Source organism: Streptomyces canus, assembly GCF_041435015.1.
Taxonomy (GTDB): Bacteria; Actinomycetota; Actinomycetes; order Streptomycetales; family Streptomycetaceae; genus Streptomyces; species Streptomyces canus_G.
The window spans coordinates 4742204-4766029 of record NZ_CP107989.1 but is presented as its reverse complement, the minus strand read 5'-3'; the positions used below and the strand labels follow the sequence as shown (position 1 = coordinate 4766029).

25 protein-coding genes and 1 tRNA gene are annotated in these 23826 nt (G+C 70.3%); 10 read left to right on the top strand and 16 right to left on the bottom strand.

Annotation, left to right across the window (positions count from 1 at the left end; all coding sequences use genetic code 11):
• Positions 1-206: 206 nt before the first annotated feature.
• Genes OG841_RS21525 through OG841_RS21515 form a run of 3 tightly spaced genes read right to left on the bottom strand, consistent with a single transcriptional unit; the run spans position 207 to position 3258 of the window.
• On the bottom strand, positions 207-1523 hold the full coding sequence (locus OG841_RS21525) for a cytochrome P450 (protein WP_328640013.1): 1317 nt from the start codon (positions 1521-1523) through the stop codon (positions 207-209).
• Positions 1520-2407: a menaquinone biosynthetic enzyme MqnA/MqnD family protein gene (locus tag OG841_RS21520; protein WP_328640014.1), complete on the bottom strand. Its 888-nt coding sequence runs from the start codon at positions 2405-2407 to the stop codon at positions 1520-1522. The genes OG841_RS21525 and OG841_RS21520 overlap by 4 nt, the downstream gene beginning before the upstream one ends.
• 59 nt (positions 2408-2466) lie before the next feature.
• A complete protein-coding gene (locus OG841_RS21515) occupies positions 2467-3258 on the bottom strand; it encodes a class I SAM-dependent methyltransferase (protein ID WP_371566564.1) in 792 nt (263 codons plus the stop codon).
• A gap of 651 nt (positions 3259-3909) precedes the next feature.
• Between OG841_RS21515 and OG841_RS21510 the strand changes: the two genes are divergently transcribed.
• Positions 3910-4083 (top strand): hypothetical protein, encoded by a 174-nt coding sequence (locus tag OG841_RS21510; protein ID WP_371566562.1) that lies wholly within the window; start codon positions 3910-3912, stop codon positions 4081-4083.
• A 69-nt stretch (positions 4084-4152) separates the two neighbouring features.
• Here the strand turns inward: OG841_RS21510 and OG841_RS21505 are convergent.
• The 3 genes from OG841_RS21505 to OG841_RS21495 all read right to left on the bottom strand — a co-directional run bounded on the left by OG841_RS21505 (position 4153) and on the right by OG841_RS21495 (position 6069).
• A tRNA-Pro gene (locus OG841_RS21505) sits at positions 4153-4226 on the bottom strand.
• 34 nt (positions 4227-4260) lie between these two features.
• Positions 4261-5046 (bottom strand): Pr6Pr family membrane protein, encoded by a 786-nt coding sequence (locus tag OG841_RS21500; RefSeq protein ID WP_365121030.1) that lies wholly within the window; start codon positions 5044-5046, stop codon positions 4261-4263.
• A gap of 96 nt (positions 5047-5142) precedes the next feature.
• Positions 5143-6069: a metallophosphoesterase gene (locus OG841_RS21495; RefSeq protein WP_328640017.1), complete on the bottom strand. Its 927-nt coding sequence runs from the start codon at positions 6067-6069 to the stop codon at positions 5143-5145.
• 195 nt (positions 6070-6264) lie between these two features.
• Between OG841_RS21495 and OG841_RS21490 the strand changes: the two genes are divergently transcribed.
• Complete coding sequence (locus OG841_RS21490; protein ID WP_266561752.1) at positions 6265-6729, top strand: GatB/YqeY domain-containing protein; 465 nt, start codon at positions 6265-6267, stop codon at positions 6727-6729.
• 119 nt (positions 6730-6848) lie between these two features.
• Here OG841_RS21490 and OG841_RS21485 read toward each other — a convergent pair whose 3' ends face one another.
• Positions 6849-9125: a transglycosylase domain-containing protein gene (locus OG841_RS21485; protein WP_371566560.1), complete on the bottom strand. Its 2277-nt coding sequence runs from the start codon at positions 9123-9125 to the stop codon at positions 6849-6851.
• A gap of 507 nt (positions 9126-9632) precedes the next feature.
• On the opposite strand from OG841_RS21485, the gene wblA reads away from it, so the two are divergent.
• Positions 9633-9971 (top strand): transcriptional regulator WblA, encoded by a 339-nt coding sequence (wblA, locus tag OG841_RS21480; protein WP_328643607.1) that lies wholly within the window; start codon positions 9633-9635, stop codon positions 9969-9971.
• A 29-nt stretch (positions 9972-10000) separates the two neighbouring features.
• On the opposite strand, the gene OG841_RS21475 is transcribed toward wblA, so the two are convergent.
• Together OG841_RS21475 and OG841_RS21470 are read right to left on the bottom strand one after the other, a co-directional pair.
• Positions 10001-11398, bottom strand: a complete 1398-nt coding sequence (locus tag OG841_RS21475) for an ArsA family ATPase (RefSeq protein ID WP_328640020.1) — start codon at positions 11396-11398, stop codon at positions 10001-10003.
• Positions 11395-12372: an ArsA-related P-loop ATPase gene (locus OG841_RS21470; RefSeq protein ID WP_328640021.1), complete on the bottom strand. Its 978-nt coding sequence runs from the start codon at positions 12370-12372 to the stop codon at positions 11395-11397. Before OG841_RS21470 ends, OG841_RS21475 begins: the two co-directional genes overlap by 4 nt.
• Positions 12373-12490: 118 nt before the next feature.
• Between OG841_RS21470 and OG841_RS21465 the strand changes: the two genes are divergently transcribed.
• The 4 genes from OG841_RS21465 to OG841_RS21450 all read left to right on the top strand — a co-directional run bounded on the left by OG841_RS21465 (position 12491) and on the right by OG841_RS21450 (position 15039).
• A complete protein-coding gene (locus tag OG841_RS21465) occupies positions 12491-12655 on the top strand; it encodes a DUF4177 domain-containing protein (protein ID WP_086724107.1) in 165 nt (54 codons plus the stop codon).
• Entirely contained in the window at positions 12652-13122 is a 471-nt protein-coding gene (locus OG841_RS21460) for a RidA family protein (protein WP_266515770.1), read from the top strand. The genes OG841_RS21465 and OG841_RS21460 overlap by 4 nt, the downstream gene beginning before the upstream one ends.
• A 199-nt stretch (positions 13123-13321) precedes the next feature.
• Complete coding sequence (locus tag OG841_RS21455; protein ID WP_371566556.1) at positions 13322-14191, top strand: NUDIX hydrolase; 870 nt, start codon at positions 13322-13324, stop codon at positions 14189-14191.
• Positions 14188-15039 carry an MBL fold metallo-hydrolase gene (locus OG841_RS21450; protein ID WP_365121041.1) on the top strand — a complete coding sequence of 284 codons (852 nt, stop codon included), beginning with the start codon at positions 14188-14190 and terminating at the stop codon, positions 15037-15039. The genes OG841_RS21455 and OG841_RS21450 overlap by 4 nt, the downstream gene beginning before the upstream one ends.
• Here the strand turns inward: OG841_RS21450 and OG841_RS21445 are convergent.
• The 3 genes from OG841_RS21445 to OG841_RS21435 form a co-directional block, all read right to left on the bottom strand.
• Positions 15032-15859, bottom strand: coding sequence for a nucleotidyltransferase (locus tag OG841_RS21445; protein ID WP_371566554.1), 828 nt, complete (start codon positions 15857-15859; stop codon positions 15032-15034). The two genes, OG841_RS21450 and OG841_RS21445, sit on opposite strands and share 8 nt — an antisense overlap.
• A gap of 149 nt (positions 15860-16008) precedes the next feature.
• Complete coding sequence (locus tag OG841_RS21440) at positions 16009-16383, bottom strand: hypothetical protein (RefSeq protein ID WP_371566552.1); 375 nt, start codon at positions 16381-16383, stop codon at positions 16009-16011.
• Positions 16384-16437: 54 nt separating this feature from the next.
• A complete protein-coding gene (locus OG841_RS21435; protein WP_015658871.1) occupies positions 16438-17112 on the bottom strand; it encodes a Crp/Fnr family transcriptional regulator in 675 nt (224 codons plus the stop codon).
• A gap of 294 nt (positions 17113-17406) precedes the next feature.
• Here OG841_RS21435 and nth point away from each other — a divergent pair, with 294 nt between their 5' ends.
• From nth to OG841_RS21420, 3 genes are all read left to right on the top strand, one after another.
• A complete protein-coding gene (gene nth, locus OG841_RS21430; RefSeq protein ID WP_328640025.1) occupies positions 17407-18369 on the top strand; it encodes an endonuclease III in 963 nt (320 codons plus the stop codon).
• A gap of 172 nt (positions 18370-18541) precedes the next feature.
• Positions 18542-19231 (top strand): NUDIX hydrolase, encoded by a 690-nt coding sequence (locus OG841_RS21425; protein WP_328643608.1) that lies wholly within the window; start codon positions 18542-18544, stop codon positions 19229-19231.
• A 119-nt stretch (positions 19232-19350) separates the two neighbouring features.
• Entirely contained in the window at positions 19351-20550 is a 1200-nt protein-coding gene (locus OG841_RS21420) for a MarP family serine protease (RefSeq protein WP_371566550.1), read from the top strand.
• Between the two features lie 22 nt (positions 20551-20572).
• On the opposite strand, the gene OG841_RS21415 is transcribed toward OG841_RS21420, so the two are convergent.
• The 4 genes from OG841_RS21415 to nhaA all read right to left on the bottom strand — a co-directional run bounded on the left by OG841_RS21415 (position 20573) and on the right by nhaA (position 23808).
• A complete protein-coding gene (locus tag OG841_RS21415) occupies positions 20573-20758 on the bottom strand; it encodes a hypothetical protein (protein WP_328640027.1) in 186 nt (61 codons plus the stop codon).
• A gap of 127 nt (positions 20759-20885) precedes the next feature.
• Positions 20886-21827 carry an alpha/beta fold hydrolase gene (locus tag OG841_RS21410; protein ID WP_328640028.1) on the bottom strand — a complete coding sequence of 314 codons (942 nt, stop codon included), beginning with the start codon at positions 21825-21827 and terminating at the stop codon, positions 20886-20888.
• A complete protein-coding gene (locus tag OG841_RS21405) occupies positions 21824-22327 on the bottom strand; it encodes a phage holin family protein (protein WP_059209112.1) in 504 nt (167 codons plus the stop codon). The genes OG841_RS21410 and OG841_RS21405 overlap by 4 nt, the downstream gene beginning before the upstream one ends.
• A 62-nt stretch (positions 22328-22389) precedes the next feature.
• Positions 22390-23808 (bottom strand): Na+/H+ antiporter NhaA, encoded by a 1419-nt coding sequence (gene nhaA, locus OG841_RS21400; RefSeq protein ID WP_328640029.1) that lies wholly within the window; start codon positions 23806-23808, stop codon positions 22390-22392.
• Between the last annotated feature and the right edge of the window lie 18 nt (positions 23809-23826).

Here is a 23826-nt window from a genome sequence, read left to right as displayed (position 1 = left end):
CACTGAGGCCGGTTTCACACCGTGTGGACGGCGGGCGGGCAGGAAGCACCCTGTCCCCCGCGCGTCCACGGCGAGGAGGCCCTCCGGCATCCGCCGTCACGCGAGCAGTTGCGGCCCATCAACGAGTCGCCCTCTCGGGACGTCCGCTCTCGATCGTGCGGGCGGCCGCCACCGTCAGCGCGGTCATGCCCCCGCTCCAGGGTGTCTCACGTGTCCGGTGCCGCGGCCTCCCACGGCATACGGCGGTCGCGGATCCCCTCGGTGGACAGCGGCAGCGAGGCGGGGCCGCGCAGGACGACATGGGGCCGGTAGCCCGGCGGCCCGGCGGCGAGCCGGGGCGCCACGACCCGCTGGGCGAACCGGGTGACGGCCAGTTCGGCCTCCAGCCGGCCCAGCGGCGCACCGAGGCAGTAGTGCGGGCCCAGTCCGAAGGACAGATGCTGCGACCCCTCGGCCCGCGCCGCGTCGAAGGCGTGCGGGCAGCCGCCGAACACGGCACCGTCCCGGTTCGCCCCGGCCAGGAGCAGCACCATGGTCGTGCCGCGGGGGACGGGTGTGCCCCGCACCTCCATGTCCTCGCGGGCGTGCCGATGCACGAGCTGGAGAGGCGGCTGGAGCCGCAGCATCTCCTCGACCACGGCGGGTGCCGCCGTGCCGGGGTCGTCGCGCAACGCGGCCAGGGTCTCGGGCCGGTCCAACAGGGTCAGCAGACCGTTCGCGATGAGGCTGACCGTCGTCTCGTGCCCTGCGTTCAGCAGCAGCCGGCAGGTGGTGACGACCTCCTCGTCGGTGAGACGTTCACCGTCCGTCTCCGCCGCCAGCAGCCGGGACATCATGTCGTCGCGCGGCCGGGCCCGACGCTCGGCCGCCAACCTGCTGAAGAACTCGGTGAGTTCGGCCTCGGCCTGCCGTCGCCGGGCCAGGCCGGGCGCGGGCACCCCGAGAAACGCGAGATAGGGGTCGACCGCCTGGCCGAGCAGCGAGGAGCGGGTGCGATACCAGTCGCGTTCACCGGTGCCGATGCCCAGGACCCGACAGATCACCGTCACGGGCAGCGGGGACGCGAGGTCCGCGACGCCGTCCAGCCGACCGCTGGCCGCCGCCTCGTCCAGCAGGTCGTCGATCAACTCCCGGATCATCGGGGTCAGTCGCCGTACGGCCCGAGGCGTGAAGTCGGGAGCGGCGAGCCGGCGCAGCGCGGTGTGCCGGGGCGGGTCCATGAACAGGAAGGACGGCAGCTCCGCCGGAGGACTCGGCGTCCTGTTGCCGTCGGCCGGCCCGGTCTGCCGGAAGAGCAGGGAGTGCCGGCGGTCGTTGCTCGCCCGCGGATCCCGCAGGACCTCCCCGCAGGCCGCGTACGACGCGAACACGACCACGGGCCGCCCCCGTACCCATACGGGCTCCGCGGCCCGGACCTCCTCGTACAGCGGATACGGATCGGCCCGCACCTCCGAGTCAAGGATCCGCCGCAGCACCCACTCGTCACCGCCTCGCGTCCCCGCCGCTCCTGAGACGCGGTTCACCGTTCCCCCTCGAACCGCCGCACTGCCCAGTCCCCCGGGACCAGCCCGCGCCGCGCGGCCAGGTCACCGAAGCGGCTTATCGCGCGCAGCCCGTCCGGGTCCAGGCCGAAGCGCAGCGTCCGGTAGTACGACAGCAGTTGGGCGGCGGTGAACGCGCCCGCGGCTTCGGCGGACACCTGCTCCAGCTCCGCCAGCCCCCGGTCGCGGGCCGACAGCAGGGCCCGGTGCACGGCGGCGACCCTCTGCGGCTGCCGCTCGGCATACTCCCGGCGGACGGCCCACACGGCGAAGACCATGGGCAGCCCGGTCCACTCGGTCCACAACGCCGCGGTGTCGTGCACGACCGAAGGCTCACCGTCCGGGAGACCCTCGAAGTGGACCCGCAACGCGGGGTCACCGATGACGACGGCCGCCGCTGCCCCGCGCAGCAGAGCCGACGGGTCGGGCGGCCCGGTGAAGTAGCGCGGCGCCAGCCCGAACCGCTCCTCGAGCAGGAAACGCGCCAACAGCACTGTCGTACGACTCGTGGACGCCAGTCCGACCCGCGGCGCGGCGAGTTCCTCGAGCGGGCGACGGCTGACGATGTTGCAGGACATGACGGGACCGTCGGCCGCGATGGCGAGCCCCGGGAGCAGCAGCAAGTCCTCGGTGTGCCGCAGGTAGTCGGCGAGGCTGATCGGGCCGAGGTCCAGCCGCCCGGCGACCAGGTCAGCGCCGACCGACTCCGGCGAGTCCGAGACGAGGTCCAGCCCGGCGAGGAGCCCCGAGCGCTCCAGCCCCCACAGGAGCGGTCGGCAGTTGAGGAAAGAGATCAGCCCGATGCGTGGTGGCCGCCGTTCGACGGCGGTGCCCGGGCGTGCGGTGGTGAGCCGCGTGGACGGCATGGACACGACGCTCCCAGAGGGTGTCGGTGCGGACGAAGGACTGCGGGCGGTGCCGGTGGTCACCCGAGCGCATCCGGTTGCTTGTGGCCCCATGCCTGGACCAGCGCGGGCGCCAGATCCCAGAAGGTGTCGTCGCGCAGCAGACCGTAGAACTCGTCGAGTTCGTACGGCGTCACGTATCCGCCCGCGATCAACTGCTCCCTCGACATGTCCACGGTCAGCCGCCAGAAGTCCGCGAGCGGCGTTCCGCCCCGAAGGTTCTGCGTGACCGTGTTCGCTCCCACATCGCGATAGCCGTAATCGAGGAACGAGCCCGGCTGGGACCGGGCCCACCAACTGTCCGTGCCGAGCGTCCCGCAGATGAGGTTGCTCCAGCGCTGCATCACCTTGCGATATGTGTCGTGCGGCGAACTCTCGACAGGGAACCAGCAGAACGACTCGATCAGCACGAACCCGCCGGGCCGCAGCCACCGCAGCATCCGGCCCATGACGTCCTCCCGCTGCGGAAGATGGCTGAGCACCAGCCGGGCGTGGATGACGTCGAACGAGCCGTCCGGGAACGGGTCGGTGGTGATGTCGTGCACCAGCCGACGCAGCCGCGGCTCCGGCACCCGTTCGAGCAGCGTCAGATCGAGGTCGGTGGCGACCACCTCGCCGTCCGTCGCCTTGCCGCACAGCCACTGGGCGACGGACCCGGAACCGGCACCCACCTCCAGACAGCGGGCATCCCGGGCCACGCCCAGCGCGTCCATCGTGCGGGTGCACAGCGGATCGAAGACCTCGGCGAGCAGACGCAGCCGAATTTCCTCGTCCCGATCGAGAGTGAACAGGGTCTCGCCGTACTTCTCCATTGCGCGTCTCCCGAAATCGTCGGTTTCCGTGGCGCTTTCAGCAGCCAAACACGACGACGGCGGCCGTACTAAGGGTCCGACCGCGTACTGACAGCATGCTGCCAACCCGGCTCACCGGGAATTCAGCACGCCGGTAACCCACGGGAGAATCCGCGTGACAGGCCCCCGAACCACGGGGTGCGCTGTTTCTCGGCGGGATCCTGCCCCCGGCGAGAGGTGCCGCGCGCGGAAACATGCGGAGCTGGCCCGTGTCGGCGCGTTCTGGACGGCCGGCTCCTCGTCGTCGACGAGCGGGCCTGCGGCGAAAGAACCGCCCCGGTTCGTTGGAGATCTCCAGCGCAAGGCGCGCGAGCGGCGTGAGGCTGCCGTCATGTCACCCCTTCTGTCGGCAGCCTTACGTCGCCACGCGCGAGCTGGGGCGGGAGGCCGCCCTCGGCACGGTCGGCGTCGAGCTCCGGCGCTGGATGGGCCGGGGCCGTCGTCATGCCGGAGATCACGGAGGACCACCTGGGCGCCGCACACTCCGTCCGTGTCCGCCACGGCGCGCTCGACCTGTCCCTCGGCGATGCGGTGACGTGACCCTCGCCACCGCGAAAACCGACGCGATCCTCACCCTCGACCACGGCATCCCGCTGAAGGCGCATCGCGCTCTTGGTGGGTCACAGCGGTCAGGCAACCCCAGAGGCGGTCTACCGCAAGCAGCTCCGGCCGGTCATCACGGAGGACGCGGGAGCGATGGATGGCATCTTCGCCGAAGATCAGGAAGAGGAGGAAGATCAGGAAGATCAGGAAAAGGAGGAAGGAGGGAACGATGCGGTGGCCTGACCGGATTCGTTTGGCCCCGGGTATGTCAGAGGCCCATTCGCGACCAAGCGAATGGGCCTCTGACCAGCGTCGGGGTGGCGGGATTTGAACCCACGACCTCTTCGTCCCGAACGAAGCGCGCTGCCAAGCTGCGCTACACCCCGATCGTCGCTGCTCGTCGCGGCGACGTCGTTTACTTTAGCCCACCGGTGGCTTGAGACGAAATCCGGTTTTGCCGCGGTGGCGGATGGGGTTCGGGCGGGCGTGGTCGAGGGCGATCAGGAGGATCGCGAGGGCGTAGAAGGAGAGGCCGAGGAGGAGGGCGTTGCCGAGGACGTTCTTGTAGCCGTGGAGGTCCACGTCCAGGAAGGGGTAGAGGTAGCGGCCGCCCGTGCCCGGAGGGATGAGTTCGCCTCGGGTGAAGGAGAACAGCAGGTACGCCAGGGGGTACAGCAGCCACGACGCCGCCTGGCGCAGGTGCAGGCGGCCGGGGGCCGTCAGCAGGAGCCAGTCCGCCAGTGCCGCTACGGGGATCACCGTGTTCAGGAGGTGGGTGGACACCGCGTGCCAGCCCGTCGGGTTCGCCGCCGCGCCCGTGAGGGAGAAGGGGCTCGCGGCGTTCGCCAGCAGCAGGTGGTACACCAGGGCCGTGATCGTGGTGTAGAGGAGGGCCGCGCCTGTCACGGATGACGGCAGGGGGTGGCGGGCGGTCCACGCCCTGCGGGCCGACAGCAGGAGCACCATCCCCAGCAGGATCGTGCTCTGGATCGAGAAGTGGCTCAGCGTGCGGATCGGGCTGCTCAGGAGCAGTTCGATGGTCACGGCCGCTGCGGCCGTCAGGGCCACCAGTACGCGGTAGACGGCGGCCACGGGGTGGCGTACGGGAGCCACCACCGCCCTGGCGGGGACGGGGGAGCGCAGGAATGCGGGCATGCCCGGGACAGCGGGGAGGTCCGGGATGTCCCTCGGTATCGGCGCGGTCATGCCCTCACGTTAGGCAGAACCGGCAAAAGGGGCGATACGGGCGGGCCGTGCGGGTTAATCTCCCCGGCACGGCCTCAGTCGTACGGCGCCCGGCTCCTACTCGCGGCCCACCAGCGTCAGCAGCGTCACCTCGGGCGGGCACGCGAACCGCACCGGCGTATAGCGGTTCGTCCCGCATCCCGCCGACACGTGCAGGTACGACCTGCGGCCCTCCGCCTCGTGCGTGGACAGGCCCTTCACGCGGTCCGTGTCCAGGTCGCAGTTGGTGACGAAGGCGCCGTAGAAGGGGAGGCAGAGCTGGCCGCCGTGCGTGTGGCCGGCGAGGATCAGCGGGTAGGCGTCGGCCGTGAAGGCGTCCAGGGCGCGGAGATACGGGGCGTGTACGACGCCCATGGAGAAGTCGGCCGCGCCCGACGGGCCGCCGGCCACCTCCGCGTAGCGGTCCCGCTTGATGTGCGGGTCGTCCAGTCCCGTCAGCTCCACCGACACGCCCTCGACCTTCAGCATGCCGCGCGTGTTCGTGAGGTTCTGCCAGCCCGCCGCCTCGAAACCGTCGCGCAGGTCCTCCCACGGGTTGTGGACGACCCCCACGGCGGGCGCGTTGCCGTTCAGGCCGTGGCGGCCCTGGGCCTTCTCGTACAGGTAGCGGGCGGGGTTACGGAATTTGGGGCCGTAGTAGTCGTTGGAGCCGAAGACGTACGCGCCCGGGAACTCCATCAGCGGGCCCAGCGCGTCCAGGACCTCGGGCACGCCCTCCGGGTCCGACAGGTTGTCGCCCGTGTTGATCACGAAGTCCGGGCGCAGGCCCGCCAGCGAGCGCAGCCAGCGCTGCTTCTTGCGCTGGCCGCTCACCATGTGGATGTCGGAGACCTGGAGCACCCGCAAGGGGCGCATGCCGGACGGCAGGACGGGGACCGTCACTCGTCGCAGGCGGAAGGAACGGGCTTCGAAACCAGCCGAGTAGACGAGACCGGCGGCGCCAACCGCCGCGATGCCCAAGGGAACTCCGTATCGCGCGCGCATGTCTCCATCGTGTCAGATCACGAAGGCATCCTTGACCGTACGCCCGCCCTCCCTTGGGGCCGGGTGCTCGCCATCCCGGAGAGCCCCCGCCCCCCCCACACAAAGCCGCCGCCCGCCTTCCCATAGAGCCCGGGACGCCCGTCGTCCCGGAAATGCGCGGGCACCCCCCACCTCGCACCTGCGACAATCACACGCATGACCACGCTCAAGTCGAAGCTGCAGGAAGACCTCACCGCCGCCGTGAAGGAGCGCGACGAGCTCCGCTCCTCGACGCTCCGGCTGACGCTCGCCGCGATCACCAAGGAGGAGGTCGCGGGCAAGACGAAGCGCGAGCTCTCCGACGACGAGGTCCTGAAGGTGATCACCAAGGAGGCGAAGAAGCGTCGTGAGGCCGCGGATGCCTTCGCCCAGGGTGGTCGCGCCGAGTCCGCCGAGCGGGAGAAGGCGGAGGGCGAGGTCCTCGCCGGGTACCTGCCCAAGCAGCTCAGCGACGACGAGCTGAACGACATCGTCGCCCAGGCGGTCGAGGAGGCCAGGGCGGCGGGCGCCGAGGGGCCCCGGGCCATGGGCGCCGTCATGAAGATCGTGAACCCGAAGGTGGCCGGTCTGGCCGAGGGCGGCCGGGTCGCCGCGGTCGTGAAGAAGCTCCTGGCCGGCTGAGGCGAGTTCCTGGTCGGCTGAGACCAGCACCTGGCAGTCGTACGAGAGCCCGGTCCCGCGTATGCAGCGGGACCGGGCTCTCATCAATCTGTACGCCTCAATCTGTACGCCTCCGGGCGTCAGCCGCGCCCGCCCCCGCCCCCGCCCCCGCCCCCGTTGCCGTTCCCGTTGCTCGTGCCCTGGATGAAGTTCTCCGGGATGGAGAAGGTCGGCGTCGGGAAGGTGGTGTTGCCGTCGCCGCCGTCGTTCCCACCGTTGTCGTTGCCGCCGTTGTCGTTCCCGCGGTTGTCACCGTTGTCGTTGCCGTCGCCCTTTTCCTTCGGCGGGTCCGGGATGTAGACGAGGTTGAAGTTGGGGGCGTCCTTGCCCTCCAGCGCGCCGCTCATCATGTCGCGCCAGATCGGGCCGGGGACCTTGCCACCGAACACCTTTTCGTTGTACACGCCGCCGATGGTGATGTTCTGCATCTTGCGCTTGTGCGCGGGGTCGCCGACCCACACCGCGCCGGCCATGTTCGGCGTGTAGCCCACGAACCAGGCCGCGTAGCGCTCGTCGGTCGTACCGGTCTTGCCGGCGCTGGCACGGCCGCCGCCGAGGCCCGCCTCCGAGCCCGTGCCGTCCTCGACCACGCCCTTGAGGAGCGTGTTGATCGTGTCCGCGGTGTTCTCCGACATCGCCCGCGAGCAGGTCGACTTCGGCACCTGGAGGGACTTCGACTGCTCGCCGACCCGCTGGGTGATCGACTCGATGGCGACCGGGGTGCAGTACATGCCGCGCGAGGCGAAGGTCGCGTACGCGTTCGCCATGGTCAGCGGCGACATCTCCTGGGTGCCCAGGGCGATCGACGGGGCCTGCTGCATCTTGCCGCCGTCGGCGCGCGCCACGCCCATCTTCGCGGCCATCTCCGTCACCGGGCAGATACCGATGTCGCTGATCAACGACACGTAGTAGGTGTTGACCGACTTGGCGGTCGCGGTCTTCATGTCGTACGGGCCGACCTCGGAGGTGTTCTCGTTGGTGACCGGGACGCCCTTCTCGTTCCAGGTCTTGCCGTTGCACTCCTGGACCGGGGCCGGGTAGTCCATCTTGTACGGCGAGGGGTACATCTTCGTCGCCGGCATACCGCCCTCGATGGCGGCCGCGGCCACGATCGGCTTGAACGTCGAACCGGGCTGGTATCCGGCCCCGCCGCCCATGGACGCGTTGACCGAGAGGTTGAGCGTCGTCTCGTTCTTCTTGTTGTTGATGCCGTACGGCCGCGACTGGCCCATCGCCAGGATCTTGCCGGTGCCGGGCTGGACGATGGTCGCGGCGGTGGCCACGTCGTCGCTCTGGTAGACGTGCTCCTTGATGGAGTTCTGGGCCGACTTCTGGGCCTGCGGGTCCATCGTGGTCTTGATCGTCAGACCGCCCTGGTTCCAGACCTTGGCCCGGGCCTCCTTGGTCTTGCCGAAGACCGGATCGGTCAGGAAGACCTCACGGACGTAGTCGCAGAAGAAGCCCGCGCCCTTGACCGCCGTGATGCAGCCGTTCTTGGGCTTGCTGACCTTGAGGCCCAGCGGCTGCTCCTTGGCCTTGTCCGCCTCCGCCTGGGGGACGTCACCGACCTCGGCCATGCGCTGGAGCACGGTGTTGCGCCGCTTGGTCGCCTCGGCCTCGTCGTTGACGGGGTCGTAGCGGCTCGGGGACTGGACAATGCCCGCGAGCAGGGCCGACTGCTCGAGGTTGAGGTCCTTGGCGTGCGTGGAGAAGTAGCGCTGGGAGGCGGCCTCGACGCCGTAGGCCTGCTGGCCGAAGAAGGTGATGTTGAGGTAGTTCTCGAGGATCTTCTTCTTGCCGAGTTCCTCTTCGAGCTGGATCGCGTACTTCAGCTCGCGGATCTTGCGGCCGATGGTCTGCTGGGTGGCCTGGGCGACCTTCGTCGGGTCGTCACCGGCTTCCTCCACCGCGACGTTCTTCACGAGCTGCTGCGTCAGCGTGGAGGCGCCCTGGGAGACGCCGCCGCTCTGGGCGTTCTTGTTGAGCGCGCGCAGGACGCCCTTCAGGTCGACCGCGCCGTGCTGGTAGAAGCGCGAGTCCTCGATCGCGACGATCGCCTTCTGCATGTACGGCGAGATGTTCTTGAGGTCGACCACCGTGCGGTCGCGCGAGTACACCGTGGCGATGGTGCCGCCCTGGCTGTCGAGGATCGTGGTGCGCTGGCTCAGCGGCGGGGACTTCAGGTTCGTCGGGAGTTCGTCGAAACTCTCCACCGACCCCTTGGCCGCGAGCCCCAGCGCGCCGGCCGCGGGCAGCGCGATGCCGGCCATCACCGCTCCCGCGAGAACACTGACACCGAGGAACTTGGCGGCCTGCTGCGTGGGCGACAGACCGCCGCCCGAGCGCTTCTTCGACATAGAGGGCAGCCTAATCCGTACTCATGAGCGTTCAGAGGGAGCCCGTGTCACGGCATGGCGACGGAAGCGGGCACGACCGCGTCGGAGCGGGCATGGCGACAGGAGCGCCTACCTTCTCATTCGCCGGACACGCGCACAGGCCTTGGCCTAAGCTGCTCTCAACTGTCACAGCAGTAGGGCCACGTATCAATACGTCCGGCGACCCCGAATCGTTCCGGAGGTTCCCCAACTTTTTTGGTGGGGGCGTGTCCGAATCCGCCTCGTGTGTCATCAGGTGCCCGTTGTGACGCAAGACAAGTGTCCTGGTTTGCCGGGATAGTCATGTATGTCGCGGGCTCACTCCCCCGGGTGATCTGCCGCTTACGCATAGTCCGTTCGGGCCATTCAAGATTGGGCCCGAAGGGGGTGTTGCGCTGTGCCTCCCTTCCGTAACGTCCTCAACTGGCGGCGGTGAATATGCCGCTGCCGCCGTGGGGGAGCCTCGATTCGGGAGAGGACGGCGCCGGTATGGGCTGGGTAGTCGACTGGAGTGCGCAGGCGGCCTGCCGCACTACCGATCCGGATGAACTGTTCGTTCAAGGAGCAGCGCAGAACCGGGCGAAGGCAGTGTGCACCGGATGTCCGGTGCGCACGGAGTGCCTCGCCGATGCGCTGGACAACCGCGTCGAGTTCGGCGTGTGGGGAGGCATGACGGAGCGCGAGCGCCGCGCACTGCTGCGCCGGCGGCCGACCGTCACTTCGTGGCGCAGGCTGCTGGAGACCGCGCGCACGGAGTACGAGAGGGGCGTCGGCATCCTGCCCCTCGAGGACGACGAACTCTACGAGACCTACGCGGCGGTGAGCTGAGGAGGACACCCCTCGGGTCGGTCCTCGGATCAGTCCACGGCAGCCTCGGGCAGCTCCGGCCGTCCGGCCGCGAGCCGGTTTCCGATGTTCCGCAGCCCCGCGAGGTCGTGCACATCGCCGGGCAGCGCGGCCACTTCGGCCACCGCCACCTCGGGGTGGAGCGCGGTGAAGCGGTCACGCGTGCGCTGCTCGCGGGAGAGCAGTTGCATACGGTCGGCATGCAGTCTCAGCAGGCCTGCGGTGAGCTGGTCGACGGACCGGTCAGCGGGGTCGGCGGACCGCCCCTTCTCCGTGCGCTCCGAGCTCGGGTTCTTCGGGTCGGCGGGGGAGCCTTCGTCAGGAGCCGGTGCCTCGGAAGCGGGAGATTCTGAACTGCCGTACGTGTCGGGAGAGTTACGAAGTCCAGCTTTCCCGCCCTCCTGATCGACAATGCGGGGCTCTTCAAGATTTTCCGCGGCCTCGAGATTTTCCGCGGCGGCGAGCGCCCGCTGGGCCGAGAGCCGGTCGGCGCCGCTGCCGTGGACCCGGTTGAGCACCAGACCGGCGAGCGGCATGTCCTCCGCGGCCAGCCGCTCCACGAAGTACGCGGCCTCGCGCAGCGCGTCCCGCTCCGGGGCCGCGACCACCAGGAACGCCGTCCCGGGGGCCTGGAGCAGTTTGTACGTCGCGTCCGCGCGCGTGCGGAACCCGCCGAAGGTCGTGTCCATCGCGGCCACGAACGTCTGGACGTCCTTGAGGAGTTGACCGCCCAGAAGTTTGCCGAGAGTGCCGGTCATCATCGACATCCCGACGTTCAGGAACTTCATCCCCGCCCGTCCGCCGAGCTTGGCCGGGGCGGTGAGCAGCCGGATGAGCCTTCCGTCGAGGAAGGAACCGAGCCGCTTGGGCGCGTCCAGGAAGTCGAGGGCGGAGCGGGAGGGGGGTGTGTCGACGACGATCAGGTCCCACTCGTCGCGGGCCCGCAACTGCCCGAGCTTCTCCATCGCCATGTACTCCTGCGTGCCCGCGAAGCCGGCCGAGAGCGACTGGTAGAAGGGGTTGTTCAGGATCGTGGCCGCCCGCTCGGCGTCCGCGTGCGCCTCGACGATCTCGTCGAAGGTGCGCTTCATGTCGAGCATCATCGCGTGCAACTCGCCGCTCGCGGAGTCGTCGAGCCCCTTCACCCGGCGTGGGACGTTGTCCAGCGAGTCGATGCCCATCGACTGGGCGAGCCGACGGGCCGGGTCGATGGTGAGCACGACGACCTTGCGGCCCCGCTCGGCGGCTCGCAGGCCGAGAGCCGCCGCGGTCGTGGTCTTTCCGACGCCTCCCGAGCCGCAGCAGACCACGATGCGGGTGCCCGGATCGTCGATCAGCGGATCGAGATCGAGCACGGGGGCGGGAGAAAGACGGCGGTGCCGGTCGTGCGCGTCGGCGTCCGGGCTCATGACATCCCCTGCTTCCGCAGCTCTGTGGCCAGTTCGTACAGACCCGCCAGGTCCATGCCCTCGGTCAGCAAGGGCAGTTCGTGCAGCGGCAGCCCCAGTTCGCCGAGGGCCGAGCGCTGTTCGTGCTCCAGGTCGTACCGCTCGGCGTACTCCTCGGCCTGCTGGATCAGCGGATCGACCAGCTTCTCGGCGTTGCCCCCGCGACGGGCGCCGCCGAGTCCGGCCGAGGACAGCGCCTTCGCCACGGCTGAACGCTGTGCGCTCCGTACGAGTTCCAGGTCGGTGCCGTCCAACACCTCCGGGCGCACCATGTTCACGACGATCCGGCCCACGGGGAGGTTTGCGGCCCTCAACTCGGCGATGCCGTCCGCGGTCTCCTGCACCGGCATCTCCTCCAGGAGCGTCACCAGATGGACGGCCGTCTCCTTGGACTTCAGCACCCGCATCACGGCCTGCGCCTGATTGTGTATCGGGCCGATCTTGGCGAGCCCCGCGACCTCGTCGTTGACGTTCAGGAAGCGGGTGATACGGCCGGTGGGGGGCGCGTCCATCACGACGTAGTCGTAGGCGAAGCGGCCGGACTTGTCCTTGCGGCGGACCGCCTCGCACGCCTTGCCCGTCAGGAGCACGTCTCTGAGGCCGGGCGCGATGGTGGTCGCGAAGTCGATGGCGCCGAGCTTCTTCAGGGCGCGCCCCGCCCCGCCGAGTTTGTAGAACATCTGGAGGTAGTCCAGAAGGGCCAGTTCGGGGTCGATGGCCAGTGCGTACACCTCCCCGCCCCCCGGAGCGACGGCGATCTTCCGCTCCTCGTAGGGCAGCGCCTCGGTTTCGAAGAGCTGCGCGATTCCCTGGCGGCCCTCTACCTCGACGAGAAGCGTCCGCTTCCCCTCGGTGGCGAGGGCCAGCGCGAGGGTTGCGGCGACCGTGGTCTTTCCGGTCCCGCCCTTGCCGCTGACGACCTGGAGCCTGCTCACGTATTCGAGCGTAACCAGTCCGCGGCGAAGCTAAGCAGGAGGCTGTGGATAACGCGGCACGGGCTGTGGGCGAGCAGCGGCTGAAAGCCGGCGGTGAGCAGCGGCTAAAGTCGGCCGCATGACCAAGAAGTGGGAATACGCGACCGTGCCGCTGCTCGTCCACGCCACGAAGCAGATTCTGGACACCTGGGGCGAGGACGGGTGGGAGCTCGTGCAGGTCGTGCCCGGGCCGAACAACCCCGAGCAGCTGGTGGCGTACCTGAAGCGGGAGAAGACGGCGTGAGCGGCGCGGTCGAGGCGCGGCTCGCGGAACTGGGGCTGACGCTGCCGTCGGTCGTGCCGCCGCTGGCCGCGTATCAGCCGGCCGTGCAGTCCGGTGTGTACGTGTACACCTCGGGGCAGCTGCCCATGGTCGAGGGCAAGCTTCCGGTCACCGGAAAGGTGGGCGCGGAGGTCACGGCCGAGGAGGCGAAGGCGCTGGCCCGGACCTGCGCGCTGAACGCGCTGGCGGCGGTGAAGTCGGTCGCGGGTGACCTTGACCGGATCGCGCGCGTGGTGAAGGTCGTGGGGTTCGTGGCGTCGGCCTCGGACTTCACGGGTCAGCCGGGTGTGATCAACGGCGCGAGTGAGCTGCTGGGCGAGGTGCTGGGCGACAAGGGCGTGCACGCGCGCAGTGCGGTGGGTGTCGCTGTGCTGCCGCTGGACGCTCCGGTCGAGGTCGAGGTGCAGGTGGAGCTGGTTTCTGCTTGATGTGGGTGCCTGTGGGTGCCTGTGGGTGCCTGTGGGGGTGCTGCGGGTGCCTGCGGGGGCGCTGCGGGTTCGGTGGGGGTGCGCGTAGCGCCTGCGGTTCCGTTCGTGGGTCATGTGCGGCTGGTCCGACCACCTGACCTGGCACCCCGCCAGGCGCCCGGCCCTCGAACATCCGCTCCCCAAGAGTTAGCCTCCGCCCATGGCAAACGGGCAGTGGTACCCAGCGGAATGGCCGGACCGCATCCGCGCGCTCGCGGACGGCTCGCTTCAGCCGGCCGCACCCAGACGCGCCGCCACGGTGATGCTGCTGAAGGACGGGCCGAGCGGAACCGTTGTGCACATGTTGCGCAGGCGGGCCTCCATGGCCTTCGCGGGAGGCGCCTACGCCTATCCCGGCGGCGGAGTCGACCCCCGTGACGACGAGCACCACATCCACTGGGCGGGCCCCACGCGCGCGTGGTGGGCGGCTCGGCTCGGGGTGGACGAGACGACGGCCCAGGCGATCGTCTGCGCGGCCGTGCGGGAGACGTACGAGGAGGCGGGTGTCCTGCTCGCCGGGCCGACGCCCGAGTCGGTGGTCGGTGACACCACGGGCGCCGAGTGGGAGGCGGACCGTGCCGCTCTCGTGGCCCGGGATCTCTCCTTCGCCGAGTTCCTGGAGCGCCGGGGGCTGGTCCTGCGGTCGGATCTGCTCGGGGCCTGGACCCGCTGGATCACCCCCGAGTTCGAACCCCGTCGTTACGACACCTGGTTCTTCGTCGCCGCCCTCCCCGAGGGACAGCGCACACGCAACGCCTCCACGGAGGCCGACCGCACGGTGTGGATCCGGCCCCAGGACGCGGCGGACGGCTACGACAAGGGCGAGCTGCTCATGATGCCGCCCACCATCGCCACGCTGCGGCAGCTCACCGGGTACGGCACCGCCGCCGACGCGCTCGCCGCCGCACCCGACCGTGACCTCACCCCTGTGCTCGCGCAGGCCCGGCTGGTGGACGGCGAGATCGTGCTCTCCTGGCCGGGACACGACGAGTTCACCAAACACATCCCGACCGGTGGAGCCTCCGCATGACCGACGCCGCAGCCCTCCCGGGCCAGCCGCGGGGCGGGGTCCTCTCGGGCCCCGCCACCCCGCGGGCCGTCAACGTCCTCGCGCCCAACGCCTCCGCGATGACCCTGGACGGGACCAACACCTGGATCCTGTCGGAGCCGGATTCGGAGCTGGCGGTCGTCGTCGACCCCGGTCCGCTCGACGAGGGCCATCTCCGCGCGGTCGTCGACACGGCCGCGGCCGCAGGCAGGCGCGTCGCCCTCACCCTGCTCACCCACGGCCACCCCGACCACGCCGAAGGTGCCGCCCGCTTCGCCGAGCTGACCGGCACCAAGGTGCGGGCCCTCGACCCGGCGCTGCGGCTGGGGGACGAAGGGCTCGGCGCCGGGAACGTGGTGCGCGTCGGAGGGCTGGAGCTCAGGGTCGTGTCCACTCCCGGGCACACCGCCGACTCGCTGTGCTTCCATCTCCCGGCCGATCAGGCGGTCCTGACCGGTGACACCGTCCTGGGGCGCGGCACGACCGTCGTGGCCCATCCCGACGGCCGTCTGGGCGACTATCTGGACTCGCTGCGGCGGCTGAGGTCCCTGACGGTCGACGACGGCGTCCACACCGTCCTGCCGGGCCACGGGCCCGTCCTGGAGGACGCCCAGGGTGTCGTCGAGTTCTATCTCGCCCACCGGGCCCATCGGCTCGCCCAGGTCGAGACGGCCGTGGAGAACGGATACCGCACGCCCGGTGCCGTCGTAGAACATGTGTACGCGGATGTGAACCGGGCGCTCTGGCCCGCCGCCGAGCTGTCGGTGCGGGCCCAGCTGGAATATCTGGAGGAGCACGGGCTCATCCAGGAGGAGCACGGGCTCATCTAGGGGTCTTCGTGCCGTGCACGCGCGTGTACTCGTCCGCCAGCCAGGGGCCCAGATCGTCGACATACGTCCGCAGTACGGCCGTGTCCGCGGTCGGGGAGTGTCCCAGGGCGGCTGCCGTCCGTAGCTGCTCGGCGCGCTCCGGGTAGTACGCGCCGAAGACCTCCGCCATCTCTCCCAGGTCGCTCGTCCAGCCGTTCCAGCGGGGCATGACCAGGGTGAACGCGGTGCGGACCAGGTGGCGGGACATGAAGCGGACGAGGCGGGTCCGGGTCTCGTCGGAGTCGGCCGCCTCGATCCGTTCGCGCCAGCGGGGGAGCAGGAGGGCGAGGTCGCCGTTCGTCTCGCGGGCCAGGAGGGCGTCGGGGCGGTAGCGGGGGAGGTACTCCGCCAGGTCGTCGCCGAGCAGTGGGGTGCACAGGCAGGCCACGAACCAGCCCATGTCGTGCCGCTCCAGGTCGCTCAGCAGGAGATCCCGGCCGTACAGCAGCGTTCCGACGCCGTCGATCTGCGGGAACTCCTTGTCGAGTGCCGCCCCGAGCTCCTGTACGCCCGCCCGGTCCGCGTCGGTCGGTTCGTCCCGCAGGGCGAGCAGGAGGTCGAGGTCGCTGCGGCCCACACGCGCGGTGCCGCGCGGAATCGAGCCGTAGAGGTACGCGCTGTGCAGCCTCGGCCCGAACAGGTCCAGCACCCGGGCGCGGGCTGCGGCGACGGCGGGACGAAAGGGCTGCGGGATCCGCACGAGGGAGCCCTCGCGCTCGATGTAGCCCTGGGCGTCGAGCCCCTTGCGGGCGATGGGGGAAGGAACGGTTTCGGCGGCCATGCGATCACTGTGCCCGGGGGCGGGCCCGGGGACAGCTCATTTACGGCCCTGGACGGACCGTGTGGGGCCGAACGTGGCCAGCGCCGATGGATGCCGATGCAAGACGCGCAGGCGGCGTGAGACGCCGTGGAGGCGGCAAGGGGGGGCGATCACGTCGCCGGACACGGCGACAGGCAGGCCGGATCCGACACCGCCCGGCCGTCGGTGAGCCACGACCCGGCCCGTCGGCGGTCCGACACGGCGAGAGGGGCGCCCCGGCGATGCACGAACAGGAACCCGCCGGCGACCGTGCCCGTGGCCAGGCCGAGGGCGGTGACGCCGACGTGCCCGGGGTGGGCGGCGCCGTCGTCGTGGTGCGTACCGCCCTGGCCGCCCCGTACGTCGGCAGCCACGACGGCGACGTCCGTCGCCCACAGGGAGGGCGACTTGTCGCCGAGGTCGCCCTCCCCCTGCGATGTCCACCGCCCGTGCCGTCGGACCGGCCCCGGCGCCCTGTCCTTGCAGGTGCCCGCCCCTGTCGACACGCGAAGGGCCCTGCCGTGCGGCAGGGCCCTTCGACGTCGTACGACGATCCGAGCTCAGCGCGAGCGCTTGGCGAGCCTCTCGACGTCCAGGAGGATCACCGCGCGGGCCTCCAGGCGCAGCCAGCCGCGCTGGGCGAAGTCCGCGAGGGCCTTGTTGACCGTCTCGCGGGAGGCGCCGACCAGTTGGGCGAGTTCCTCCTGCGTGAGGTCGTGGACGACGTGGATGCCCTCCTCGGACTGCACGCCGAAGCGGCGGGAGAGGTCGAGCAGGGCGCGGGCCACGCGGCCGGGGACGTCCGAGAAGACCAGGTCGGACATCGCGTCGTTGGTGCGGCGCAGACGGCGGGCGACGGCGCGCAGCAGCGCGGTGGCCACCTCGGGGCGGGCGTTCAGCCAGGGCTGGAGGTCGCCGTGGCCGAGGCCCAGCAGCTTGACCTCGGTCAGCGCGGTGGCGGTCGCCGTGCGCGGGCCCGGGTCGAACAGGGACAGTTCGCCGATGAGTTCGCCGGGGCCGACCACGGCGAGCATGTTCTCGCGGCCGTCGGGGGAGGTGCGGTGAAGCTTGACCTTGCCCTCGGTGACGACGTAGAGCCGGTCTCCCGGGTCGCCCTCGTGGAACAGCGAGTCGCCTCGCGCGAGGGTCACCTCACTCATGGAGGCGCGCAGTTCCGCGGACTGCTCGTCGTCGAGTGCCGCGAAGAGCGGGTTGCGCCGCAGAACGTCGTCCACGAGTTCTCTCCTTGTCGACCTGCTCAGGGGATCTTGTTCCCCCTTGGTACCAGGGGAACCCGGTGCCCATTTTGCCGGACGGTCCAAACAGTGTGATCTGTCACAAGGATGCCGCACACATGTCCCGGGGTAAGCGGCAGGGGTCCAATTGGGGGCCGGTCGTCGGGGTCCGGGGCGGATGTCAGTGCCGGGCCCTAGGCTGGCCGGGTGTCCAAAACGCCGGTGAGAGCACAGGCCAAGGGGGCTGGGCGGGTGGTTGTACGTCGAGATTCCGCTGTGGGCGAACAGGGCGCAGTGGGCGGAAAGAAAACGGCAAAAGCGGCAGGGAAGGCTCCGGTGGAGAAGAGGGCTTCGGCGAAGAAAGCGGCTCCCGTGAGGAAGACCGCCGCCGTGAAGAAGGCGACCGTCGCTCCCAAGAAGGCGGCGGCCCCGGTGAAGAAGGCCTCGGCCACGAAGACGGTCGCCGGGAAGTCCCCGCGGAACGAGTCGCGGACCGCCCTCGTCCGCCGCGCCCGGCGCATCAACCGCGAACTCGCGGAGGTGTTTCCGTACGCCCACCCCGAGTTGGACTTCGAGAACCCCTTCCAGCTGATCGTGGCGACGGTCCTGTCCGCGCAGACCACCGACCTGAGGGTCAATCAGACGACCCCCGCGCTGTTCGCCACGTACCCGACGCCCGAGGATCTGGCCGCGGCCAACCCCGAGGAGGTCGAGGAGATCCTCCGGCCGACCGGCTTCTTCCGGGCCAAGACCAAGTCGGTGATAGGGCTGTCCAAGGCCCTCGTGGAGAACTTCGGTGGTGAGGTCCCGGGGCGGCTCGAAGACCTCGTCACGCTCCCCGGTGTGGGCCGCAAGACCGCCTTCGTCGTCCTCGGCAACGCCTTCGGGCGGCCCGGTGTCACCGTCGACACGCACTTCATGCGACTGGTCAGGCGCTGGCAGTGGACCGACGAGACCGACCCCGACAAGATCGAGGCCGCCGTCACCGCGCTCTTCCCGAAGAGCGACTGGACGGACCTGTCGCATCACGTCATCTGGCACGGCCGCCGTATCTGCCACGCCCGCAAGCCCGCCTGCGGCGCCTGCCCCATCACCCCGCTCTGCCCGGCCTACGGCGAGGGCGAGACGGATCCGGAGAAGGCGAAGAAGCTCCTCAAGTACGAGAAGGGCGGCTTCCCGGGACAGCGGCTGAATCCGCCGCAGGCCTATCTGGACGCCGGCGGCAAGGCCGCACCGCCGCTGGGGGCCACCGAATGAGGAGGCGGACGGCGCGGCCGGGAGGACCGGCGCGGGTCGGCGGGCCGAATCGTGAGGCCGGAGCTGCCCGTGGGGTACGGCCGGTCGGGCAACCCCGGCACCACCGTGCGGTGCGACCGGAACGATCTAGGGCCCGTCGGGCGTTGAGCGATGCAGGACGACGGGGGTGGCGATGACACGGGCGAGCCATACGAAGGGCGTGACGCTCAGCAAGGACGGCCTGCCGAGCTGGCTGGACCCGGTGGTGCACGCCGTGGAGACGGTCGAGCCGCGGCAGCTGAGCCGCTTCCTGCCGCCGGCGAACGGCGCGGGCCGGCAGTCGGCCGTGCTGATCCTGTTCGGCGAGGGCGAGCGCGGCCCCGAGCTGCTGCTCATGGAGCGGGCGAGCTCGCTCAGGTCGCACGCCGGGCAGCCGTCGTTCCCCGGCGGCGCGCTCGATCCGGAGGACGGCGATCCCCATGGCGACGGACCGCTGCGGGCCGCCCTGCGCGAGGCCGAGGAGGAGACCGGCCTCGACCCCTCAGGCGTCCAGCTGTTCGGCGTGCTGCCCAAGCTGTACATCCCGGTCAGCGGCTTCGTGGTGACCCCGGTGCTGGGCTGGTGGCGCGAACCGACCCCGGTCGGGGTCGTCGATCCGAATGAAACCGCCCGCGTCTTCACCGTTCCCGTGGCGGATCTCACGGACCCCGACAACCGTGCGACGACCGTCCACCCCCGCGGCCACCGAGGTCCGGCATTCCTGGTCGAATCGGCCCTTGTCTGGGGCTTCACCGCCGGAATCATCGACCGACTCCTGCACTACGCGGGCTGGGAGCGCCCCTGGGACCGCGAGAAGCAGGTCCCGCTCGACTGGCGCGCATGACAGGGTGAACCCCGTGTTGTGTCTTTTCGGGGGCGCTGTATCGGATTGCCGCTTCGCGGCGGGCCGGACCCCCGGCCGACCTGTGGTGAACGCGAAGTGATGAGGCGAGGCTCGAACCGGTGAACGTGCTGGACATCCTGTTGCTGGTCGCCGCCGTGTGGTTCGCGATCGTCGGCTATCGCCAGGGCTTCGTCGTCGGCATCCTGTCGGTGATCGGATTCCTGGGCGGCGGTCTCGTCGCCGTCTACACCCTCCCGGTCATCTGGGACGCGCTGACCGACCACGCGGAGGTCGGCACGGTCGCCGCCGTCGTCGCCGTGGTCGTCGTCATCGTCTGCGCCTCCGTCGGCCAGGCTCTGACCACCCACCTCGGCAACAAGCTGCGCCGGTACATCACGTGGTCCCCGGCCCGCGCCCTGGACGCGACCGGCGGCGCCCTCGTCAACGTCCTCGCGATGCTCCTGGTCGCCTGGCTCATCGGCTCCGCCCTCGCCCAGACCACCATGCCGACGGTCGGCAAGGAGGTCCGTAGCTCCAAGGTGCTCCTGGGCGTGCAGGAGGCGCTGCCGGGCGCCGCCGACACCTGGTTCCAGGACTTCACCTCGGTCCTCGCGCAGAACGGCTTCCCGCAGGTCTTCAGCCCGTTCTCCAACGAGCCGATCAAGGAGGTCCAGCCGCCCGACCCCAAGCTCGCCCACAGCGCCGTCGCCACCCGCGCCCAGCGCTCCATCGTCAAGGTCATGGGCACCGCGCAGAGCTGCGGCAAGGTCCTGGAGGGCTCCGGCTTCGTGTTCGGTGACCGCCGCGTCATGACCAACGCCCATGTCGTCGGCGGCGTCGACGAGCCCACGGTCCAGATAGGCGGCGAGGGGCGCAAGTACGACGCCACGGTCGTCCTCTACGACTGGAAGCGCGACATCGCCGTACTGGACGTCCCCGATCTGGACGCGCCCGCGCTGCAGTTCACGACCGAGGACGCCGCCAGCGGGGACGGCGCGATCGTCGCGGGCTTCCCGGAGAACGGCGCGTACGACGTCCGCTCCGCGCGGGTGCGCGGGCGCATCGACGCCCACGGACCGGACATCTACCACCGCGGCACCGTCAGCCGCGATGTCTACTCCCTCTACGCGACCGTCCGCCAGGGCAACTCCGGCGGCCCGCTGCTGACCCCGGAGGGCAGGGTGTACGGCGTGGTCTTCGCCAAGTCGCTCGACGACGCCGACACCGGGTACGCGCTCACCGCGGACGAGATCCAGGAGGACATCGCCAAGGGGCGCACCGCGAACCAGCAGGTGGACAGCGACAGCTGCGCGCTGTGAGGGGTGTCAGGACGAGGGCGCGTCAGCCTCGGGGATGACGCAGGCGTACCGAGACCCAGCGGGCCCGGCGGCGCAGGATGCGCGGGATGCCCACCCTCAGGTCCGTGCCGCCCTGCAGTTGCGGGGCACCGCCCTGATGGTGGGAGCTCAGGCCACCGCCGGAGCGTCGATTGCGTGCTGCGTCACTGTAGTCGTGCGTCCAGCCCATACCCGGACGTGTGCCCCCGCCCCAAGGTCCATAACCGCCCCCACGCCCCCCAATTGGCCTATGCGCCGGGCAAGTGGCCGTTCGTAGGACAGGTGTTCAGGTCCGGGTACCGGACGCGACGAAACGGTCACCGATCGGGTTCGGGATCCTTCAGCCAGTTGATCAGTTCTGTCGAGAAGGCGACCGGGTCCTCTTCGTGCGGGAAGTGCCCCAGCCCGTCGAACAGGCGCCAGCGGTACGGCGCTTCGACGTACTCCCCGGATCCGGCGGCGCTGCGCGTGCGCATCACCGGGTCGAGCGAGCCGTGCAGGTGAAGAGTCGGCACGCGGACGGGCCGCTTCATGCGCCGGTTGAACTGGATCCCGTCGGGACGGGCCATCGAACGCACCATCCAGCGGTACGGCTCGATCGCACAGTGCGCTGTCGAGGGGATGCAGATCGCCCTGCGGTACGTCTCCACCGCCTTGTCGTCCGGCTGGCGCGGACCGGACCAGTCCCGGATCAGCTCGGCGACCAGCGCGCCGTCGTCGGCGGTCAGCTGCCGCTCCGGGACCCAGGGCCGCTGGAACCCCCAGATGTAGGAGCCGGCGCGCGTCTGCTTCACGTCCGACAGCATCGCCGAGCGCCAGCGCCGGGGATGCGGCATCGAGGCGACCGCGAGCCGTCGTACGAGCTTGGGACGCATCGCGGCCGCCGTCCACGCCAGATAGCCGCCCAGGTCATGGCCGACCAGGGCGGCGTCCGGCTCGCCGAGCGAGCGGATCACGCCGGTGACGTCGAGGGCCAGGTTGGCGGGGTCGTAGCCGCGCGGGGTGCGGTCGCTGCCGCCGACGCCGCGCAGATCCATGGCCACGGCCCGGAAGCCGGCGTCGGCGAGCGCCTCCAGCTGGTGGCGCCAGGTCCACCAGAACTGCGGGAAGCCGTGCAGGAACATCACGAGCGGTCCGTCGCCCAGTTCGGCGATGTGGAAGCGCGCGCCGTTGGCGGCCACGTCCCGGTGCGTCCAGGGACCGTCGGGCCGTACGAGAGAGGCGGGCTGCTGCGCCGAAGGGGTGGCGGGATCGGTCATGACGACGAGCGTGCCACAGCCTCGATGGCCTTCGTGTTTCGGACCCGCTCCTCCAGGACCTTGGTGTCGTCGGGCCGCGGATGGGGCTTGGCATTCTGGAGCACGCCCGCCGTCTCCTTCATCGACGCGGCGACCTTCTGCGGGCCCTTGCTCTTCTGCGCCTTCTTCGCGAAGACGACACCGATCAGAGCGAGGACGAGCGCGACGAGGACGTTGGCCGCGAAGGACAGCAGGAAGCAGACCGCGAGGTTCCAGTCGCTCCAGGTCCGGATGCCGTACGCCAGCGCGAAGTTCAGCATCGGCAAGGAGAACAGCAGGACCGCGCCGGCCACGCTGAACGCGCCGCCGCTCGCCGCGCCCCGTTTGACGTCCTGCTTGAGCTGCGCCTTCGCCAGCGCGATCTCGTCGTGCACCAGCGCAGACATCTCGGTCGTCGCCGAGGCGAACAGCTGGCCGATGCTGCGTTCGGCGCCGACCGGGCTGCCGTCGGGTGCGCTCATCGCGGTCTCCCTATTCACTGGGACTCTTTTGTGTGGCGTGACTTTTGTACCGTCCCGTCAGATCATGCCCGACGGTCGTCCTCCTCGCCTGCCCCGCCCGTCACTTCGGCAAGCCGCTCGGCGTTCTTGAGCTCGGCGATCCGGCGGTGCTCGGCCGCCTTGCGCTCGTAAATGGCCGCCATCCGCAGGTGGTACGCCGGGTCGTCCTCCTCGTACACGTCCGGGATGCCGTCCAGGTCGTCGTCGCGCTCCTCGGCCTCGTACAGCCTGCGGTACTCGGCGTTGCGCAGCTTCAGCAGCACGGTCGCGAGGGTGGCCGCGATGAGCGAGCCGAGGAGTACGGAGGTCTTGACCTCGTCGGTCAGTGTGGCGTCGCCGACGAAGGCGAGCTCCCCGATGAGCAGCGACACGGTGAAGCCGATGCCGGCCAGGGTCGCCACCGCGAACACGTCGGCCCATGCGAGGTCGTCGCTGAGCGAGGCCCGGGTGAAACGAGCCGTGAGCCACGTCCCGCCGAAGATGCCGAGCGCCTTGCCGACGACCAGCCCGAGCACCACGCCGAGCGTCTCCGGCTGGGTGAAGACGTCGCCGAGCGCGCCGCCGGAGACGGAGACACCCGCGCTGAAGAGGGCGAACAGGGGGACGGCCAGGCCCGCCGAGAGCGGCCGTACGAGATGCTCGATGTGCTCGCCCGGGGAGTGCTCCTCGTTCTCCCGGGTGGTGCAGCGCAGCATCAGGCCCATCGCGACGCCCGCGATGGTGGCATGGACCCCGCTGTTGTACATCAGCGCCCAGATCACCAGCGCGAGCGGGACGTAGACGTACCACCCGCGCACGCCCTTGCGCAGCAGGAACCAGAAGACCGCGAGGCCGACCGCCGCCCCGCCGAGCGCGGCGAAGTCGATGTCGGCGGTGAAGAAGACCGCGATGATCAGGATCGCGAAGAGGTCGTCGACGACGGCGAGGGTCAGCAGGAAGGCGCGCAGCGCGCTCGGCAGCCAGGTGCCGATGACGGCGAGCACGGCGAGCGCGAAGGCGATGTCGGTGGCGGTGGGCACGGCCCAGCCGGCCAGGGAGCCGCCGCCGGTGAGGTTGGTGAGCGTGTAGACGAGCGCCGGTACGGCCATGCCGCACAGCGCGGCGACCACGGGCAGCGCGGCCGCCTTGGGGTCCTTCAGGTCACCGGCCACCAGTTCGCGCTTGAGCTCGATGCCGGCCACGAAGAAGAAGATCGCGAGGAGGCCGTCGGCGGCCCAGTGTTCGACCGACAGGTCGAGTCCGAGGGCCGCGGGGCCCAGATGGTAGTGGCTGACGCTCTCGTAACTGCTGTGCAGCGCGGGGACGTTCGCCCAGATGAGAGCGGCGACCGCGGCGACGAGCAGCAACACACCGCCGACCGTCTCGGTGCGCAGTGCGTCCGCGACGAAGGTCCGCTCGGGGAGGGAGAGGCGTCCGAGGACCTTGCGAGGGGGCGCGGACATGGGGGAGACCTCCGGTCG